Origin of the sequence: Streptomyces sp. NPDC001270 (genome assembly GCF_042896695.1) — a bacterium.
In the GTDB taxonomy this organism is placed as follows: domain Bacteria; phylum Actinomycetota; class Actinomycetes; order Streptomycetales; family Streptomycetaceae; genus Streptomyces.
Genome location: NZ_JBIAXM010000011.1, coordinates 42,023 through 61,117 on the forward strand (window position 1 = coordinate 42,023; position 19,095 = coordinate 61,117).

Here is a 19,095-nt window from a genome sequence, read left to right on the forward strand (position 1 = left end):
GCGCTCGACGGCCGGTGGCAGCGGACGTCCGCGGAGGTGTGTGGCCGTCGTGGACGTGTGGGCGTGTGGCCGTACGAGGACGTGTGAACGTGTGGGCGTGTGGCCGTACGTGGGCGTGTGACCGTGGGCGGGCGTGCCTGGCCCTGTCGGGCCGGTGCCCCGAGAACTCCTCGCTCACTCAGCGAGAATCCCGTGGCTGCGCGACGCCGCCCACGAGCATGGCGGTCGGGGATCCGGTGGGCGTGGGCGGGCCCCGCAACCAGTTCCCCCTGGTGCCCTCGCCGAAGTACCTGTTCATCGCGGGCGGCATCGGCATCACGCCCTTGATACCGATGGTGCACCAGGCAGAACTGATGAGCTGTGACTGGCAGTTGCTGTACGGCGGACGCAGGCGGACCTCCATGGCGTTCCGCGAGGAGTTGACGTCCGCGTACGGCGAGCGTCATCCACCAGTGCATCGGGCAGCACGTGTCGCGTCTTGAGGCGGAGTGCCTGCTGGGCGTGCTCGCCCGGCGGGTCGAGCGGATCGAACTCGGCGGCGCACCACGGCACCACCTCAACAACACGCTGCGTTCGTGGGCGTCGATCCCGGTCCGGGTGCGGACGGCGTGACCGTTCGCTTCCGGCACCGCCCACCTGCACGGCGACGCCATGGCCGTCGCCGAGACACACGGCCGGCTGTACCGCGGCGACATCCCCACGATGCGGCTGATCCTCACGACGCGGCTGATCCTCGACCACCACTGAGCCGGGTGACCGGGCACCGCCGGGCCCCGCGGCCGCCGGAGGACGCGCCGTCCCTTCCGCCCGCGCCGGGCCTCCGCGACAGCACCGGATGCCGTGTGCGCGGCCGGAGCTTCAACCCCGCATGACGAAAGCCATACCTGTCGGCCATCTCCGCGTCACTTGATCAGCGGGTCGCGGAAAGTCCCTTTTGCGGCGCAGGACATGTCCGCTCACGAAACTCGCCGGTCGTGCGTCGCGCAAGGAGACGCACCGACTAGGAGGAACACATGTCTCGTCTGAGGATGGCGACCGCCGCAGCCACCGCTGTGGTGCTGTCGGTGGCGGGCGGCAGCCTGGCGAGTGCCGCGACGGCCCACCACGGCGGGAAACCGGCGCTCTCCGCACACCCCGACACGTACACCGCCCACGCGGGCCGGACCCTGACCGTGCGCGGGAGGGGATTTTTGGGTAACGACAGCGGAAGCCCGGCGACCCTCGTCTCGCACACCAGGACCGCCCACGGTTCGCTGACCGTGCATCAGGACGGCTCGTTCGACTACACGCCGGACCCCGGCTTCAAGGGCACCGACAGCTTCGACTACTCGGTCAGCGACGCCGTCAAGCTGTACCAGACCGATGTCACGCCGCTCGCCACGATCGGCGGGGTGAAGGTGACGGGCGGGGCGTTCGGCTCGTCCCTGTACCCGGTGCCCGGCAAGAAGAACGAGTACTACGGGATCACCGACCGCGGCCCCAACGTGGACACTCCCGACGGCAAGAAGGCCCTGCCGCTGCCCGACTTCGACCCGACGATCGCCCGGATCCGCATGACCGGCAGCAAGGCGGAGGTCCAGCAGACCATCCCGCTGCGCGGCGCCGACGGCACCCCGTACAACGGACACGTCAGCACCCAGGCGAGCACCGGCGAATCCCTGGTCGACCTCGACGGCAAGGCGCTGGCGCCGTCGCCGTACGGCTACGACCCCGAGGGCCTGGTCGCCCTGCCCGACGGCACCTTCTGGGTGTCCGACGAGTACGGCCCGTACATCACGCACTTCTCCGCCACCGGCAAGCAGATCGGGCGCCTGTCGCCCTTCGACGGCTCGCTCCCGGCCGAGTTGGCCGACCGGGTGCCGAACAAGGGCATGGAGGGCCTGACCGTCACCCCCGACGGCAGCACGCTCGTCGGCATGATGCAGTCCGCGCTCCAGGTGCCCGACCTGCCCTCCGGTGTGAAGACCAAGAACGTCACCGCGCTGCGCATCGTCACGTACGACCTGCGCAGCCACGCCACCCACGAGTACGTCTACCTGCTCGACGACCCGAAGACCAACAGCGGTGCGGTCAGCGAGATCACCGCGCTCAGCAGCACGAGCTTCCTGGTCGACGAGCGGGACGGCACCTTCGAACCCGGCGCGTACAAGAAGCTGTTCAAGATCGACATCAAGGGTGCGACCGACGTCGGTCCGTCCGCCAAGGTGCCGGGTGCCACGTACGACGCGGCCAGGGGCGGGCTGCTCATCGGCCAGGACCGCCGGAGCATCGACGCGTACGTCGGCGACGGCAACACCGCCACGGCCCAGGCCGCCCTGAAGGCGGCCGGCATCACCCCGGTCGCCAAGAGCCCGTACCTGGACCTCGGCGCCCTGGTCACCCGCCTCGACCCGACCGGCGGCTTCTTCGGCCACGACAAGATCGAGGGAGTGGCCACCACCGACGGCGGCCGCACCGTCATCGTCAGCAACGACAGCGACTTCGGCATCGACGGCATCTCCGACGACGCCCCGCCGTACACCCTGCACGCCAAGACCCTGCCCGACGGTCGGCAGGACGACGGTGAGTACCTCGCCGTGGACACCACCAAGCTGCCGGCCGCGACCAGCAAGGCCACGGTCACCATCGAGGTGCGGTGACGGTGCCCCGTACGGGCCGCTGAGCGGGCGGGCCGCTCCGCACCGCCCGCCGTCGGGCCCGGGAGGGAACCGAGGACGTCGAGCCGCCCGGACAGCGCCACGGGAACGGGGCGCCGCTCCGCGCGGCTCGGCGGCGGACCCGGGCACCTGCCGCCGCGACGTAGCGTGCGTGCGCTTTCTTGCGCAGGGGGCGGTGGCGAAAGTGGGCGCTTGTTCTCCAGCCGTATTCCGGCCAGGATTGAATTCGACTGGGGGAGGGACGCGCGAGGCGCCTGAGGCGTATTACTGATCTGTCCTGCACCCAGCTCCGCTCCGGCACTGCCCCGATTTTCATCTGTTCGCCACCGCATGTCGCGGACGCAAATGCGGTGTGCGCCGAAGAAAGGAAATGGGTTGCAGCTCTTACCGAAGACAAGGCTGAGAAAGTCGGCGCTGATCGCGGCAATGGCCGCGCTGGCGGGCTGCGTGGTCACCCCGTCGGCCGCCGCCCAGGGACACGACGCCCCGTCCTCGGCGGCCGCCCCGATCACCGGCGCCGCCCCCGCGGGGACGGCCGCGTACGTCCCTCTCGTGGAGATCGTGAATCAGTCCACCGGGCTCCGCGCCGACGTCATGTGGGCCTCCACCAGCCCAGGTCAGGGGGTCTTTCTCTGGCCGGACAACACCAGTTGGTCGCAGGAGTTCGAGCTGCTCGACAGCGGCAACGGATACTTCCGCATCAAGGCACGCCACTCCGGTCAGTGTCTGATGCTCGGCGGCGGCACCCAGAACGGGACGCCGGTCGTCCAGGACCCGTACTGCGATCCCGGCTACTCACCGTCCGAGTGGTACACCCAGCAGATCACTCCGCCGCAGGAACCGTGCATGTGCTTCCCCCTCACGTACATGATCATCAGGAATCGCTCGACCGGCCGTTGTCTGGACGCGGCCTCCTCCACCGGACAGCCCGGCGAGCAGGCGATCCTCCAGACATGGAACTGCATCACAACGGGCACGGAATGGAACCGCTGGAACCAGGTGTGGAAATTCACTTATCTCAATTCACCGCCGATCGGCTGATCCCTCGGCACCTTCGCACACGCCCCGCGGGCGGTCTGCCTGCGGGGCGTTCGGCGTCCGCAGGGGCCGCGTGGTGCCCACGTGCCGGCACGGGGATGAGGGTCCGGCGGTGTCGCCGACGGGGCTCCCGGGTGGGTTCCCGGGAGCCCCGTCGGACGGTGCCGGTACGGCCGGCCGAGGGCCGGTCCGCGGTCAGTGCGTGCCGGTCACCTTCATCGTCGCGGCCAGCGCCGGGACGGCGTACGGCGAGTCGGTGCCGACGGTCAGTCCGCTGGTGTAGGTGCCGGCCCGACCGGCCTCGGCCGCGTCCAGGGTGACCGGTACCCGCGCCGTGGCGCCCGGGGCGACGGTGACGGAGTGCGGGGCCGACAGCCAGCCGGCCGCGCCCGAGGTGCCGCAGTCGCCGTAGCCCGGCAACTGCTCGACGCCGGTGACCGCGTCGCCGGTGCCGTCCGCGCCGCCGACGACGTACATCCCGCAGGTGCCGCCGCCGCGGTAGACCGGCGCGTCGGCCGCGGGCAGCGCCGACCAGGAGTCGGTGGCCGGGTCGTACTCCACCGCCTGGTTGGTCAGCTGTCCGCCGGTGACGCCGCCGACCAGTTGCAGCCGCCCGCCGGAGGACGCGGAGGCCATCCCCCAGTTCGGGTAGGGCAGTTCGGCCCGCGCCGTCCACTGGCCGGTGACCGGGTCGAGGGCGTAGGTCGCCGTCGTGTCCTTGCCGCTGACCGGATCGGTCCCGCCGGCGCAGACGACCTTGCCGTCGATGCCGGCGCAGGACAGCCACGCGTCGGTGATCGGGTAGTCGGCCGCCTTGCTCCAGGCGTCGCCCTTCGGGTCGTAGACGTAGGTCGCCTGCGAGGCCGGGGCGCAGTTGCCGCCGCAGCCGGCGACCACGTAGAGCCGGCCGCCGAGGACCGCGCTGCCGCCCGCCGTGACGCCCGTGGGAAGCGGCGCCGCCGTGGACCACGAGTCGTGCTTCGGGTCGTAGCGGTACACGGCCGTCGAGGCGTTGCCGGTGCTGTTCCAGCCGCCGACGACGTAGATGTCGCCGTCGATCGCCTCCACGGCGGGCTTCTCCAGGCCCTCCGGCAGGTTCGCCAGCCGCTGCCAGCCTCCGCCGGCCGGATCGTGGACGAATGCCTTGAACAGCAGGCTCGCCCTGTCGGTCCCGCCGAAGGTGTACACCTTTCCGTCGAGGGTGACCGTGCCGCCGTCCATCACCGGCGTCGGCAGGGCGTCGGTGGTCGCCCACCCGGTGGTGCCCGCCGTGCTGGTGCCCGCCGCGCTGGTCTTGTCGGCCGCGCCCTGCTCCGCCGTGGTCGGCCGGGTCCCGCCGGTGAGCAGCGATCCACGGGTGAAGTCGCCGTCGAGGCGGCGGACCGGTGCACCGGTGCCGTGTTCGTCCGGCTGTCCGGCGTGCGAGTCGGGCGTGTACGAGCCGTCCTGCGGGTTGAGGACGACGTGGACCGGGGCGGTGCCGGTGTTGCGCAGCGTCACGGTCCGGGTCGTCGAGCGGCCCTGCGGCTGGGTGACCCGCAGCGCGCCGCCCGAGACGGCGATCCGGCCGGCGCCCAGGCGCCAGTCCTTCTGGGTGATGCGGTCGCGGGCGACGGCGACCTTGGCGGTCGCGCCGGTGTAGGCGCCGTCGGCGACCCCGAGGGTGGTCCGGCCGGAGCTGTCGGCGGCCGAGGCGGGCGCGAACAGCTCGTAGCCGCCGCCGGCCGTCGAGGCCGCCGGGGTGCCGGCCACGCTGACGGTGGCACCGGTCAGTGCCTTGCCGGTGTTGGCGTCGTCGACGGTGCCGGCGACGAGTCCGCCGGAGACGGGATCGCACGAGCGCTCACCGATGAAGACATCGTCCACCTTCCAGTAGTACGAGTGGACCGCGTCGTACCGGAACCGGATCTGCACGTCGCTCTCGCCGGCCGCCTGCGGGAGCGCCACGACCTCGGGGCCGGTGGAGATCGTCTGGGCCATGTGCCAGACCGAGGTCCAGGTCTTTCCGCCGTCGACGCTGACCTCGACGTAGGCGTTGGAGTTGTAGCGGGGCGACGTGAAGGAGTTGTCGAAGGAGACGATCGGCGTGGCATCGCCGCTCAGGTCGAGCACCGGTGAGACCAGGCTGGTCGTCGCGTGGGTGGAGAGGCCCGCGTCGTAGGAGTCGACCTCGGCGAACCGGCCGCTGCCGCCGGTGTCGTTGCCCTGGTGGGCCGGGTCGTCGAAGCGCCAGGTGACCCCGGAGCCGCTGGTGTCGGTGACGGTCCAGCCGTCCTGCGGGGTGGCGCCGCTCCAGCCCTCGAAGCCGGTCGTGGTCCCGTCGTACCCGTAGCGGTAGCCGAGCGCGGTGCAGGCGCTCACGTCGGCGGACAGCGGCACGTCGTGGCGCACGTCGGCGGTGCCGACGGCGACGGTGTCGTCCGCCGTCCGGTAGCCCGGCAGGGACGACGAGACGTGCAGCTTGTAGTGCCCGTCGTCCGGCAGGCGGACGGTGTACCGGCCGGTGACCGGGTCGGTGTCGACCGCGCCGCCGGGGTAGCCGTCGACGGTGACGGTCGCGGCGAGCGGCCAGCCGTGGCCCGAGGCGTCGGTGACGGCGCCGGAGACGGCGTGGCTGGGCAGGGCGCGCAGGGTGAAGGACTTCTTCGCCGTGCCGCCCTCGGTGACCTTCAGCGTGGTGCGGGCCGTCGCGTAGCCGAACTGGGCGACGGTCAGGGTGTAGTCACCGGGGGCGGGGGCGAGGGTGAAGCCGCCCGACGCGTCGGTCGTGGCGGTGTAGCCGCGGCCGTCCGCGTCCGTGGCGGTGACCGCGGCGCCGGAGACCGGACCGTTCGCCGGGCCCGAGCCGCGCACGGTACCGGTGACCAGGCCGTGCGGGCCCTGGCGGAACGCGCCGACGCCGGCGGGCGTGCCGAGTCCGGTCGCGCCGTCCCAGCCCTTGCGGGCCTCGCACAGCTGGTTGCCACAGTGGCCGTCGGAGCCGGTGGTGACGTCGGTGAGGTCAGCGGCGTTCGTGTCGGCGTAGGGGTAGGTCACCGGGTAGGTGCCGGGCGTCGGGGTGCCCGCGAGGGCGTACATCGCGGCGATGAGCGGCGACGACAGTGACGTGCCGCCGACCTGGGCCCAGCCGCCGAGCCCGGACGAGTCGTAGATGCCGAGGCCGGTGGCCGGGTCGGCGTCGGCGGATATGTCGGCGATGGCACGGTTGTCACAGGCGGTGTCGATGCCCTGCTGGTACGCGGGTTTCGGCTCGGTGGTCGAGCACCCCGAACCGCCGTCGGCCCAGGCTGCCTCGGTCCAGCCGCGGTCGGTGGTGGCGTCGCGGGTCAGTGTGGTCCCGCCGACGGCGAGGACCTTTCCGTTCGACGCGGGCCAGTTGACGATGTTGCCGTAGTCGCCGCTGGACGCGGTGACCGCGACACCGGGGTGGTCGTAGTAGTGGTCGTAGGCCGTCGGGGCGCTGCCCTCGCCGGGGATGCCGTAGGAGTTGGAGATGGCCACGGGGTGCTGTGCGGCGGCGGTGTTCTCGGCCTGGCCGAGGTCGTCGATGGCGGCCGAGTCCGCCTGGACCAGCAGGATGTGGCACTGCGGGCAGGCGGCGGAGACGGCGTCGAGGTCGAGCGCGGTCTCCATGGACCAGTGGGGGTCCTCGGCCGGGAGGTTGTGGCCGCCGTTCTGGTCGACCTTGGTGAAGCAGCCGTTCTCCGTCGTGCACGCGGGGAGGCCGTAGGTGGTGCGGAAGACGGCGAGGTCGGCCTCGGCGGACGCGTAGCCGCCGGCGTCGACGATGGCGACGGTCTGGCCGGCGCCGCCCTCGGGCAGGTCGTAGGCCGCCCTGATGTCGTTCGGGGTGAGGGCGGTGGCGGGCGGGCCGTCCGCGTCTGCGGCCAGGGCACCGTGACGGTCCGTCACACCCATGAGGTCGCAGGTGGCGTAGGGCGCGTCACCCTTCCGCTCGGCGGCGGGCAGGGGGAGGGCGCAGCCGACGGGTCTGTAGCCCGCCGTGCTGCTCGGGGCTGCACCGGTCGCGCCGGCCGCCGCCTGTGCCGGTGCGACGGCCACCAGGCCGGACGCCGCGGCGCAGGCGACCGCCAGCCCGGCGGCCCACATGCGTAGTCGTGCGTACATCACTCTCCTCGGAAGGGTGCGTCGGCCGGGCCGACTTGAGTGGGGTGCTGGTCAGACCGGCCGGTACTCGACGCCCGCCTTCCGCCGGCTCATGCGCGTCCGTTCCGCGCCCGTGGCCGGACCGGCAGCGGGTTCCGCACCGTCGTCCGAGTCGTCGCCGTGACCCTTTTGGGGTCCGTCGACACTGTCGGCCGCCGGTTCCTCGCCGGCCGGTTCGGCGCCGTTGCCAGAGGTCATCGCGGCTGCTCCGTTCTGTCCCAGAGCCAGCAGTGAACGCCGCGCGACGCGTGGGCGGCAATGCGCAGAACTACCCGGGAAACTCCTGCGGCTCGCGGAACTACCCCGTCGACGCGGGCGGCTGCGGCACGTTCCCGGGCAGCGGCACGTCACCGGACTCCACCACGGCGACGGCGAGCGCGGTGCGCGAGGGCGCGTCCCGTTTGCGCATCGCGGAGTGGACGTGTTTCTCGACGGTGCGGGGCGAGAGCCCGAGGACCCGGGCGATCTGTCCGCTGGTCCGGCCCTCCACCAGCAGTCGCACCACGTCGAGTTCGCGCGGTGAGAGCCGGTCGCCGTAGCCGGGCCGGCCCACCCGGGTGCCGACCCGGACCCCCTCGTCCGCGAGGGTGTGCCGTACCCGGTCCGCGTCCCCCCGGGCGCCGAGGCCGGTGAGGCCGTCGAAGACCTCGCGGAGCACGTCGACGGCCCCCTCCCGTTCGCCGGCGGCGAGGCGGCAGTCCGCCGCCGACTCGCGGGCCAGCAGCGCGTCGTACGGTCTGGGCAGGGTGGTCCAGGCGGTGGCCGCCTCCTCGAAGTGCCCGGCTGCCCGGCCCGGATCGCCGTCGGCGCGGGCGAGCAGGGCCGCGGTCAGCAGGCGGGCCGCCGTCGCGACCGGCGCGTCCGCCCCGCGGGTACCCGCCGCGAAGGCCGTGGCCGCGCGGGCGGCCTCCGCGGCCCGTCCGGTTTCGAGCAGGGCGCGGACCCGCAGCGGGGCGATCTCGGCGGCCCAGAGCCAGAGTTCCTTGGTCTCGACGAGCCGCCAGGCGGCATCGGTGGCGGCCAGGGCCTCCGCGGGGCGGCCGGCGGCGATCGCCAGCCGCGCGAGCACGGCGGACGGGTCGCGGGACCCGTCGGCGGGGCCGCGTGGACGCCCGACCGCGATCGCGGCCAGGGCCCGCTCCCGCGCCCGGCGGTGGTCGCCGTGGGCGGCGTCGAGCAGTCCCGCCAGCAGCAGTGCGTCGGCGCGCAGCACGGGTTCGTCGGCGTCGAGGGCCGACGCCTGCCACTTCCGCGGTCCGCTCCAGTGGCCGGTGAGCCAGTCGAGGTGGGCGAGGGTCGCCCCGACGAGGTCGCGCAGGCGCAGGTGCTGGTGCTCCTCGGCCAGGGCGGCGGCCGCGTCGAGCCGGTGCCGGGCGTCGGCGTAGCGGCCCCACAGCATGGCTGCCTCGCCGAGGTTGGCGAACCCCCGGGCGCGCTGCAGCACTTCGCCGGGGGTCCGTCCGTCGGCCGGCAGGTCGCGGGCCGCCGTCCAGCCGGCCGGGTCGCCGAGCACCAGGAGGGTGGCGGCGCGGTCCATGAGGAAGGAGAGCCGGTCCTCGGGCGCCGGGTCCGGCCGGTCCTCGACCAGCCGCCCGGCGCGCTCCAGCCAGGCACGGTGATGTGCGGCGGGGTGCGCGGTTCCGAGCGGCCGGGCGAGCATCATCATCGCGTGGACCGCGGCGACCGGCCGGTCCCCGACCAGTCCCGGCACGGCCCGTTCCATCTCCGCCGAGGCGCCCTCCACGTCACCGACGTGGAACATCAGCCGGGCCAGTTGCCAGGTGACCTCGGTCCGCTCGGGCGGGGCGAGTTCGCCGGCGGCGGTGGCGCGCAGCACGGTGACGAGTTCGCGCAGCGGCCCGTTGCCGGGCGCGGCGTACAGCGGCATGCGCTGCACCAGACGGGACACCGCGGCGCCGCGGACTGCACCGCCCGCGAGGAGGTCGAGGAGCAGCCCGAACGCCGTACGCGGATCCCCCGACGAGATCGCGTGGTCGGCCGCCTGCTCGGCGTACGCGGCCCAGCGGTCCGGGTCGCCCGCCTCGCGGAAGTGCCGGGCCAGTTCGGCGACGCGGCGCACCGGTTCCTGTTCGAGTGCCGCCCCGGCGCGACGGTGCAGGCGGCCGCGTTCGAGGGCACCGAGGGCGTGGTGGACGCTGCGCGCGGCCAGCATGTGCCGGAACCCCACCCGGGCGTCGCGGTCCTCGTGCAGCAGCCCGCCGGCGAGCGCCTCGGCCAGCCCGTTCTCCGCCTCCGGCAGGGGCAGACCGGCGACCTCGGCGACCAGCGCCGGCGCCCGCTCCCCCTCCAGCACGGCGAGCGCGGCGAGCGTCGCGCGGGCCGCGGGCCCGAGGCGCGAGGTCCGCTCCAGCACGGCGTCGCGGATGCTGGGCGGTACGTCGAGTTCCGCGACGTCGCGCCGCAGCCAGGCGCCGTCCTCACAGACCAGGTCGGCCCGGTCGTAGAGCAGGCGGACCGATTCCTCGACGGCGAGCGGCAGCCCGTCGGTGTGGCCGTGCAGGAATCCGGCGAACTCCTCGGAGACCGGCTCCCCGCCGAGCATCGAGGAGACCAGGTCCGCGGTGTCGGCGATGTCCAGGGGGCCGGGTTCCAGGCGGGTGACGCCTGCCTGTGCGACCAGTCGGCGCAGCAGCGACTGGGGGCGGACGTCCTCGGGCCGGTAGGTGAGGACGAGGCGCGGGCTCCGCTCCGGCCTGGCCCGCAGGAACAGCAGAAGTTCCAGGGTGGTCTCGTCGGCCCAGTGCGCGTCTTCCACCACGAACAGCCCGACGCCGAGGGCGTCGACGAGTTCGACGAGCGCGCGCAGCAGCCGGTGCCGGGCGGCCGCCGCGTCGGGCAGCGGTTCGGGGGCGGGCGGCAGTTGCCCGGCCCACTCCGGGAAGACCGGGCGCAGCGCCCCGGCGAGCCCGGTCAACGGCAGGCCGGTGACCCGGTCGGTGAGCCGGCGTACGGCGTCGACGACCGGGCCGAGCGTGTACGGCTCCCGGAACGGCGGACAGACCGCGACCAGTGCCGTCTCCGGTCGTCGCCCGAGCAGTTCGTGGAGCAGCCGGGTCTTCCCGATGCCCGCCTCGCCCGCGACCACGACGAGGCCCGGCCGCTCGTCGAGGGCCTGGCCGAGTGCCGAGAGGTCGCGGTCGCGGCCGACCAGACGGGGTATGCCGAGGTCGGGTCGGCGCACGAGCGCGCCGACGCTCTCCGCTGCTGTCACATCCGCCTCCGATCGGGCCCGGTGGGCTCATTCTGCCGGGCGTGTTCGCGGCCCTCGCCCGGCGCCGGGGCGGCGTACGGCGCCGGGGCCGCGCGCCGATCCGCACGGCGGTTGTTCCGATTGCCTCATCTCCGTGCCGGGACAGGGCAGTTCACTCCCGTCGTCCCGTGCCGCCGGGGCTTGTCCAGGTCCCGTCGCACGGGCACGGATCGTCGCGCCGGCCGACCACGGGGCGAGGTCGCGCGCGACGGCGGAGCCGGCGGTACGCAGCCTGCGCGGATGGCGCAGCCGGGCGTCCCCCTGGTGTCGGGCGGCGAGCCGACGTCGGTCGCGCGTGCGGGCCGGACGCGTCGGGCGCGCCCCGTCGTCCCCGGGAGAGCGGACGTATGAGTGCGACCGCCCGCCGCGGGCCCGGCGTCCGCGGCCGGCTCCCGCGCCGTGAGCGAGGTCACACCTTTAATTCGAGGGCCCCCTCATGTTATGCTGGCCGCATGAGCCCCCAGCCCACCCTTTCCGCACCACGGGCGGCGGCACGACCGCTCAGGCGTGATGCGCAGCGCAACAGGGACGCCATCCTGGCCGCAGCTCGCAGGAGCTTCGCCGAGCAGGGTCTGGGCGCTTCCCTGGAAGGCATCGCCCGCGAGGCCGGTGTCGCGATCGGAACGCTCTACCGGCACTTCCCCAGCCGGCTGGACCTGGTCGAGGAACTCTTCACCGCGAAGTTCACGGAACTGCTCGACGCCGCCGAGGCGGCCGCGGGCATGGACGACGCCTGGGACGGGTTCTGCCACTACCTGGAAAAACTGTGTGAGCTACAGGCGTGCGACCGCGCGTTCCACGACCTGGTCTCCGCGCGGCTGCCCCTGCACGCACTCGGCAGGGGAATGTTCGAGCGCGCGAAGGGACTGGCCGCCGAGATCTTCGCCAAGGCCCAGGAGCAGGGAACCCTCCGCGACGACGTCACCCCGCAGGACATCGCGTTCGTGATCTGGTCGCAGGCCGGGATCATCCAGGCCACCCGCACCGTCGCCCCCACCGCGTGGCGCCGCCACCTCCATCTGATGCTCGACGCCTTCCGCGCCCCGTGCGCCCACGAACTGGCCGAGCCCCCGCTGACTCCCCAGCAGGTCGACGCGAGCCTTGTGGCTCTGGAGTGCCCCGAGGAGGAGTGCGTCGAGTGCCACGGGGAGGAATGACCGACGTGGCGACGGACGTGGCGGGCGTGCCCGCCAGGTCATGAGGCTCGGGTCATTCGGCTCGGGGTCACGAGAGACCGGGCATGAGACTCGGTCATGAGACACACAGCGTGAGACACACAACGGGTCCGGTTGCCGTGGTCGGCGACCGGACCCAGGTCCGCCAGGGGCATCTCGGGCCCCGGATGATGCCGCCGCCCGGCGGGGACGGCGTTCGTCAGCTTCCGGCAAGCGACTCCGCCGGTTCGGCGTCCGGGTCGAGCCGACTGGACTCCGCTCCCAGGGACACCACCCGGCCCGGCACGCGATGGCCCGACGGCGCACGGTGGCCCGACATGACGCGGCGGCCCGACGGCGCGCGGACGCGACCCTCCTGGGTCTCGTCCGCGCGCGACGCCGGGCCGACCTCGACGGCCCGCATTCGCATCACCGGTGGTTCAGGTACCACACGTACTGGTTCACGTACCACTGAGTGGCTCCGATGCCGCGCCACGGCGTGACCTGGTTCCACCCGTTCCCGCCCCAGAAGTACGCGTGGCGACCGTCCCAGCGTGCTGAATAGTTCGGCTGGCCGGGCCAGCTGATTCCGTACCCGTTTCCGTACCCGTACCCGTACCCGTTGCCGTACCGGTCGCCGTGGTAACCGATCCGGTCGTCGCCGGTCCGCAGAGCAGCGGCCGTGACCTGGGCGTGCTGGGCGGGCTGTGCGTGGGTCTCCTGCACGGGCTGCGAAACCGCCGCCGAAGCCGCGCCGCCGGCGCCGAGAACGGCGCCGCCCGCCAGTGCCGCAGAAGCAAGACCGACCGAGACCCGCCTGATCCACCTGTTCATCTTCGTCTCCTCATGATGTGCCGCGGTGCCGCCGCGAGGCGGCCGCTGCCATGTCTGTGATCTGCGATCCGGGAAATCCGGACCGCCCGGTTGCCGAGCCAAGGGGGCTCTTCCGGAGGGGGTCCTCATGTTCGGCTGATGCCAGCGTAGCCGAGGGGGGCCTCATATTTGCAAATGCGTTCGCAGTGACCATCATCACGGCATGCTGTAAAGGGTTGACTGGAATAAAAAACGCAGTAGCAAACGTCTCATCGCGGCTTCGTGCGGGGCGCTGGACGGGGGCGGCACTCGGTGTGCCGGTCCGGACCGAGACGGCAGAACCGCCTCGGCCGGGAGGCGCCGGCACCGGCGCCGGTCACGTCAGGCAGGCGAGACGGCCCCCTCGTCCGAGGTGCCGGGCGAAGAACCGGACCGCGCTGTCGGCCTCGAACCTCGGCAGTTCCTTGTGTCTGCCCGCATTGGCGTGCAACGTCTTCTCCCGCGAGGCGAAGGCGTCGAACAACGCGAGACCGGACTCGCGCGGAATGTGCTCGTCGTCCCACTGGAGCACGTACTCGACCGGGATCGTGATCCGCTTCGCCCGGTCGGCGAGGGCATCGGGCCAGTGGAGGCCGAAGACGGCCGCGGTGATCCTGGGTTCGACCGCCGTGAGCGGCACCCCGATCGCGGTGGCCATGTTCAGACCGAAGTAGCCGACCGGCCCGTCGGTGCCGATCTCCGGCAGTTCCTGGAGGACGTCCAGGGTCGCCCGCCACTCGGGCACGGCGCGTGCCGCGAGGTGGGCGTTGTAGCGCACGACGATCGGGCCTTCCGCCTCGCCCGCCGCCCGCGCCCGGTACAGCGCGGCGATCTCCTGTTCGTCGTGCGCCGTGCGCGGCCGGCCGCCGTGACCGGGCGCGTCGATGACGGCGACGTGGAAGCCGCAGCCGGTCACGAGGCGGTGTGCGCGGCCTGTCATGCCCGGCCACTTCTTGTGGGTGCCGCCGCCGTGCCCCATCAGCACGAGGGGCGCGCGATCAGAACCGGCGGCGGGCGACCAGAGGACACCGGGGACCTCGCCCACGGTGAAGCCGCGTTCGACGACGCCGTCCGCCGACGACCGCGCGGTGAACTGCACAGCATGCTGCATCGGTTGATGCCTTTCGGGAGTGCCTTGTCGTTGCGGCGCTCCCGGCGACGGCTACGTCGATCGCCCGGCCATGACGACAGGAGGGAGCACCCGCACGGATACCGCGTTCATGGGTCTCACCTCCTCGGACAGATCACGGCCGCCCGCAAGCTACCAACCCGAGCCCGGCGGACGCGACCCGTTTGGGGAGCCCTGGGCACCTTCCGGACCGCTCCTAGCCGGCGGCCGGCTGCGGAAAGGCGACCGGGCTCCTGAGCCCTGCCCTGTTCACCGCTCGCACCCCGAAGAACACGTTGTCCTTGGACAGGTCCACTTCGTGCCGCGTCACGTCCGCGACCGGGATGACATGGGTCCACTCGGGGTCCGTCGTCTCCCGCCAGACGACCTCGTAGCCGGCCAGGTCCGGCTCGGTGCCCCGGGTCCACGCCAGGTCCGTCGAGTTCGTCAGCGCCGAGGTGATGATCTTCGCGCCGCGCGGTGTGCCGGGGGCCTGGGCCAGGGACCACAGGGCCGCCGCGTTCACCCGGGCAACCCGGGCGACGTAGCGGAAGTCGCAGAACTCGGGCAGGTCGCCGTACTGCTTGCCCGTCTCGTCGACACGCACGTCCTGGTGCTGGTGGGCGAAGTCCTCGGCGGGTTCCGTGAACCGTGCCGCCGCATAGCCCTGTTCGAGGAAGGGGATGTGGTCGCCGCCCCGGCCGTAACGGTCCCGTCGGTAGATCACCCGGACCTGCATGCCGGTCGCGTCGTTGTCGGCCACGTCGCGCACGAACCGGGACAGCTGGCGGGTCGCGGAGTCGTTCTCGCCGCCCACCGACCGGCGGGTCGCGGCCTGTTCGGGTGTTTCGGAGGACGGGACGCCCTCCGCGAAGAGACGGACGGTGTACGGGTCCCGTATGCCGTCGTCCGCGGTGGGACTGCCGACGATGTCGTTGGTGAACATGCCCTGCACATCGGCGCCCGCCGCCTTGAACTGCCGGGCCATGTGCGCCGCCCCGTACAGCCCCTGCTCCTCCCCCGCCACCGCCGCGAACACGATCGTCGACGCCGGACGCCGCTTCGCCATCACCCGGGCCAGTTCCAGCACCACGGCCACGCCGGACGCGTCGTCGTCCGCGCCCGGCGCGTCCGACGTGGCGTCCATGACGTCCGTGACGCGGGAGTCGTAGTGGCCGGAGACGACGTACACGCGCTCCGGGGTCACCGAGCCGCGCAGGGTGGCGAGCACGTTGGTGATGCGGGTGGCGGTCGGGACCCGGGAGGCGGGTTCCTGGACGTACGACTGCAGTTCCGCCGTCATCCGGCCGCCGGAGGCCGCGGCGTACGAGCGGAGTTCGGCGAGCAGCCAGTCGCGGGCGGCGCCGATGCCGCGTACCGGGTGGTCCTGGACGGACAGGGTGTGCCGGGTGCCGAAGGAGACGAGTCTGCGGACCGTCGCCTCGATGCGGGCCGGATCGATCTCCGCGAGCAAGGTGCGCAGTTCACGGCTGGGCGGCTGGGCCGTCGCGGGCGGGCGCCGGTCCTTGTCCTGCGGTGGGGCCGCTTCGGCCGGTCCCGTCGTTCCCAGTACCGCCGCGCCGCTCGCCGCTGTCGCGGTCAGGATGGTTCGCCTGCTGAGGCTGGGACGCATCTGCCCTCCCGGGGCTGGCTGTGCCGACCGACCCTGCCATGGTTGTGGACACGCCAAGAATGGGCAAGAGCGGCCCACGGGGCGGCAGGAGCGGCCGTGGGCGGCGAATGGCCTCGGCCGGCCGGATCCACGGGAGGGCGAGCGGCGCCGAGTCCGGTTACGGGAACACGATCCCGACGCGCGCCCCGGAGCTTTCCGACGCGGGCCGTGCGGTCATGAACGCACGAGCCGCGCGATGGCGTCGGACGCCTCCTTCAGTTTCTGCTCCCGCTCGGCACCGCCCTCGGCGACCGCGTCGCTCACGCAGGTGGCCATGTGCTCGTCCAGCATCTGCAGTGCGAACGACTGCAGCGCGCGGGTCACCGCCGACACCTGGGTGAGGACGTCGATGCAGTAGGTGTCCTCCGCCACCAGGCGTTGCAGCCCGCGTACTTGGCCCTCGATGCGGCGCAGCCGCATCATCACGTCATCCTTGTGCTTCTTCTGGCCCGCCATGCCTCCGCTTTCCTTCCCTCCACCGAGGGTCGCCCCCTGCGGCGAGCTCCCCCTTAAAAGATACCCGCCACCGGTACGAACCACCCGCGGCCGACGGCAGAAGGGACCCGGGGGGAACTGCCGCTACGGACCGCGGAGCACCGGGGATTCCCGGTGCCGCCGCGGGGCCGCCCGCCGACGGCCCCGCGGACCGGGCGCACAGCGGCCCCGTCGAACCCTCCCCCGCCGCCCCGCGGTCGAGGCGGATCCGGGCGGTGCCGATGCGCCGACGGGAGTGCGGGGACCTTGCTCCCGTATAGGGGTAGGGGGTATATGTATTACGGGCGCCACACCCGGAGGGCCGTAATGAATACCCTCACCCTCCAGGGGTAACGGGCCGCCGCCAAGTCTCTGCTCAACTCCAGGAGGAAACCCATGTCGTCCTGCTGCACCCCCGACGGCAGCTGCCACTCCGACGCGACCGGCGAGTCCGTCTCCGACGGCGTCAGCACCACCTACGCGGTGTCAGGCATGACGTGCAGCCACTGCAAGGCGGCGGTCACGGAAGCCGTCGGCGGGGTCGACAGCGTGCTGTCCGTCGACGTCGACGTGGACACCGGCCGGGTCACGGTGATCACCAAGGAGGGCCCCGATGACACCCTGATCGCCAAGGCCGTCGACGACGCCGGGTACGAGCTGACCGGCCGCGCCGCCTGACGCGGTCCCGCGAAGCGCTCCCCGCGCGCGGGGTGCGATCCGGCCGGGCCCGTTCCTACCCCCCCGTCGGCAGGCCCGGCCGGTTCACCCGCTCCCCGCGCACCGTCCGGGCGGGCAGGTCAGCCGAACGCCGTCCTGACTCGCCTGCGAGCGGACAGCCGGGCCTGCGTCCCGGCGTCCAACGGCAGCTCGATCCGGCGGTCGACGCGGTCCTCGGCCCAGGTGCGCGTGTCGATCAGCCACCAGTGCTCGACCTCGATCCGGTAGAGACGGTGGGGCGCGGGCGCCTGCAACAGCTCTGGCGGCAGCTGCCATTCGGTCCGCTGCCGGGCGTCGGGGAACACCGTCTCGTAGAACGGCGCGTGGTACGCGTCCAGCTGTTCGGGCGCGATCTCCGTGCAGCGGCCGGTGAACTGCGCTCCGTCGACGGACGAGACGGCCACCCCGGCCGCGCCCTCCCTGACGAACACCGAACCGCCCACCAGCGGCTGGGAGCGGATGTCACTGCTGTGGCGGGAGCCGGTGGACGAACCGAAGACGAAGTGCAGCGGATCGGGGAACCACGCGTACTCCAGGGTGGCCACCCAGGGGGTGCCGTCCCAGGTGGTGGCCAGGTTCAGATACCGGGCCTCGTTCAGCAGATGTGCCGTCCGGTCGATCAGGCTCTCTTCGATCGCCATGGGAGACCTTTCCGTGGGTGACCGTATGGTGTGCCGGCGCCGCGGCGGACGTGCCGCACGGCCCGTGGCGCATGTGGTCCGCGGCGGGCGGTCACCGGTGCCGCAGGAACACGGGCAGCGACGAGATGTCGTTGCCGATGAAGGTGTTCCCGGGCGGTACGTCCTCGGGTTCGACGGCGAGAGTCAGCCGCGGGAACCGGTCGAACAGGGCGGGCAGCGCGATCCGCGCTTCGAGCCGGGCGAGATGCGAGCCGGGGCAGAAGTGGGCGCCGAGACCGAAGGCGAGGTGGTCCTTGTCCGCGCGGTCGATGTCGAAGGCGGCGGGATCGTCGTGCACCTGCGGGTCCCGGCCGTGGGCGCCGTAGCAGATCAGGATGGCGTCGCCGGCCCGGATGACCACCCCTTCGCCGAGGTCTATGTCCTCGGCGGCCCAGCGCATGGGCAGATGCATCACCGGGCAGTGCACGCGCAGGGACTCCTCGACCGCGTCGTCCCAGCGGGCCGGGTCGGCGCGCAGGAGGGCGAGCTGGCCGGGGCGGCCGAGCAGTTCGCGGACGGTGTGGTCGATGAGGTTGATGGTCGTCTGGCTGCCGCCGCCGATCATCAGCAGCAGGGTCGACACCAGTTCGTGCTCGTTCAGTGACTCCTCGCCCTCCTCGCGTGCGGTGAGCAGGAAACTGGTCAGGTCGTCCCCCGGTGTGTGCCGCTTGGTGGCGATCAGGAGGTGCATCGCCGCCACCAGGTCCTCGTAGAGGGCGACCGACTCCTCCTCCGACAGGCCGGTCCTCGCCACCGCGCGGAACACGCGCAGCACCTCGGGCCGCTGGTCGTCCGGGATGCCGAAGAGGTCGCAGATCACCTGGGTCGGCACGCAGTAGGAGAACTCCTGGTGCAGGTCGACCGGTTCGTCCGCGTCCCGTGCGGCCAGCTCGTCCAGGAGCGCGGTCACGTCCGCCTCGATGTGGGAACGGAGTTTCTCCACCCGGCGGGGGGTGAAGGCCGGGGTGATCAGCTTGCGGAGCCGCGCGTGCTCGCGTCCGTCCGTGGTGGCCATGGAGTCCAGGTCGACCCACGGAGACAGCCAGGGGACGGAGCCGGGCCGGTAACCGGGCACGGTCTTCTTCAGGTTCCGGGAGACGCCGGGATGCGTCAGGAGTTTCCTGACGACGTCTCCACGGGACACCGACCACGCTCCCACCCCTTCGGGCAGGTGCACGGGGACGGCGGGTCCCAGCGAGCGCAGGTGCTCGACCTGTGCGTACATGCACCGGCCGCCCTCGCTCTGCATCGTCTCGGTCGGAGTTGCGCTGAAGGGAATCACTGCGTGCCTCCTGATGAGGGCCG

At 72.6% G+C, this 19,095-nt stretch carries 15 protein-coding genes; 6 read left to right on the forward strand and 9 right to left on the reverse strand.

Going from position 1 to position 19,095, the window contains the following annotated elements:
* The first annotated feature begins 218 nt into the window (after positions 1 to 218).
* The 4 genes from ACFY2B_RS19855 (at position 219) to ACFY2B_RS19870 (ending at position 3,698) form a co-directional block, all read left to right on the forward strand.
* A complete protein-coding gene (locus ACFY2B_RS19855; protein WP_390764402.1) occupies positions 219 to 482 on the forward strand; it encodes a hypothetical protein in 264 nt (87 codons plus the stop codon).
* The gene (locus ACFY2B_RS19860; protein WP_390764403.1) at positions 469 to 612 is read left to right on the forward strand and encodes a hypothetical protein; all 144 of its coding nucleotides are present in this window, start codon (positions 469 to 471) and stop codon (positions 610 to 612) included. The genes ACFY2B_RS19855 and ACFY2B_RS19860 overlap by 14 nt, the downstream gene beginning before the upstream one ends.
* A 401-nt stretch (positions 613 to 1,013) precedes the next feature.
* Complete coding sequence (locus tag ACFY2B_RS19865; protein WP_390764404.1) at positions 1,014 to 2,639, forward strand: esterase-like activity of phytase family protein; 1,626 nt, start codon at positions 1,014 to 1,016, stop codon at positions 2,637 to 2,639.
* A 393-nt stretch (positions 2,640 to 3,032) separates the two neighbouring features.
* Positions 3,033 to 3,698, forward strand: coding sequence for an RICIN domain-containing protein (locus ACFY2B_RS19870; protein ID WP_390764405.1), 666 nt, complete (start codon positions 3,033 to 3,035; stop codon positions 3,696 to 3,698).
* Positions 3,699 to 3,890: 192 nt separating this feature from the next.
* Here the strand turns inward: ACFY2B_RS19870 and ACFY2B_RS19875 are convergent, their stop codons facing one another.
* From ACFY2B_RS19875 to ACFY2B_RS19885, 3 genes are all read right to left on the reverse strand, one after another.
* Positions 3,891 to 7,823, reverse strand: coding sequence for a carboxypeptidase regulatory-like domain-containing protein (locus ACFY2B_RS19875; RefSeq protein ID WP_390764406.1), 3,933 nt, complete (start codon positions 7,821 to 7,823; stop codon positions 3,891 to 3,893).
* Positions 7,824 to 7,874: 51 nt separating this feature from the next.
* A complete protein-coding gene (locus ACFY2B_RS19880; protein ID WP_390764407.1) occupies positions 7,875 to 8,060 on the reverse strand; it encodes a hypothetical protein in 186 nt (61 codons plus the stop codon).
* Between the two features lie 100 nt (positions 8,061 to 8,160).
* Positions 8,161 to 11,094 carry an ATP-binding protein gene (locus ACFY2B_RS19885; protein WP_390764408.1) on the reverse strand — a complete coding sequence of 978 codons (2,934 nt, stop codon included), beginning with the start codon at positions 11,092 to 11,094 and terminating at the stop codon, positions 8,161 to 8,163.
* Between the two features lie 491 nt (positions 11,095 to 11,585).
* Here ACFY2B_RS19885 and ACFY2B_RS19890 point away from each other — a divergent pair, with 491 nt between their 5' ends.
* Positions 11,586 to 12,290, forward strand: coding sequence for a TetR/AcrR family transcriptional regulator (locus tag ACFY2B_RS19890; protein WP_390764409.1), 705 nt, complete (start codon positions 11,586 to 11,588; stop codon positions 12,288 to 12,290).
* A 426-nt stretch (positions 12,291 to 12,716) separates the two neighbouring features.
* On the opposite strand, the gene ACFY2B_RS19895 is transcribed toward ACFY2B_RS19890, so the two are convergent.
* From ACFY2B_RS19895 to ACFY2B_RS19910, 4 genes are all read right to left on the reverse strand, one after another.
* A complete protein-coding gene (locus ACFY2B_RS19895) occupies positions 12,717 to 13,121 on the reverse strand; it encodes a hypothetical protein (RefSeq protein ID WP_390764410.1) in 405 nt (134 codons plus the stop codon).
* Positions 13,122 to 13,476: 355 nt separating this feature from the next.
* Positions 13,477 to 14,250 carry an alpha/beta hydrolase gene (locus ACFY2B_RS19900; protein WP_390764411.1) on the reverse strand — a complete coding sequence of 258 codons (774 nt, stop codon included), beginning with the start codon at positions 14,248 to 14,250 and terminating at the stop codon, positions 13,477 to 13,479.
* A 214-nt stretch (positions 14,251 to 14,464) separates the two neighbouring features.
* Positions 14,465 to 15,880: a M20/M25/M40 family metallo-hydrolase gene (locus tag ACFY2B_RS19905; RefSeq protein ID WP_390764412.1), complete on the reverse strand. Its 1,416-nt coding sequence runs from the start codon at positions 15,878 to 15,880 to the stop codon at positions 14,465 to 14,467.
* Positions 15,881 to 16,093: 213 nt separating this feature from the next.
* Positions 16,094 to 16,375, reverse strand: coding sequence for a metal-sensitive transcriptional regulator (locus ACFY2B_RS19910; protein WP_376537077.1), 282 nt, complete (start codon positions 16,373 to 16,375; stop codon positions 16,094 to 16,096).
* A gap of 414 nt (positions 16,376 to 16,789) precedes the next feature.
* Between ACFY2B_RS19910 and ACFY2B_RS19915 the strand changes: the two genes are divergently transcribed.
* Positions 16,790 to 17,071 carry a heavy-metal-associated domain-containing protein gene (locus ACFY2B_RS19915; protein WP_376537075.1) on the forward strand — a complete coding sequence of 94 codons (282 nt, stop codon included), beginning with the start codon at positions 16,790 to 16,792 and terminating at the stop codon, positions 17,069 to 17,071.
* A 119-nt stretch (positions 17,072 to 17,190) separates the two neighbouring features.
* On the opposite strand, the gene ACFY2B_RS19920 is transcribed toward ACFY2B_RS19915, so the two are convergent.
* Positions 17,191 to 17,751, reverse strand: coding sequence for a pyridoxamine 5'-phosphate oxidase family protein (locus ACFY2B_RS19920; protein ID WP_390764413.1), 561 nt, complete (start codon positions 17,749 to 17,751; stop codon positions 17,191 to 17,193).
* Positions 17,752 to 17,842: 91 nt separating this feature from the next.
* On the reverse strand, positions 17,843 to 19,072 hold the full coding sequence (locus ACFY2B_RS19925) for a cytochrome P450 (protein WP_390764414.1): 1,230 nt from the start codon (positions 19,070 to 19,072) through the stop codon (positions 17,843 to 17,845).
* Positions 19,073 to 19,095: the final 23 nt, after the last annotated feature.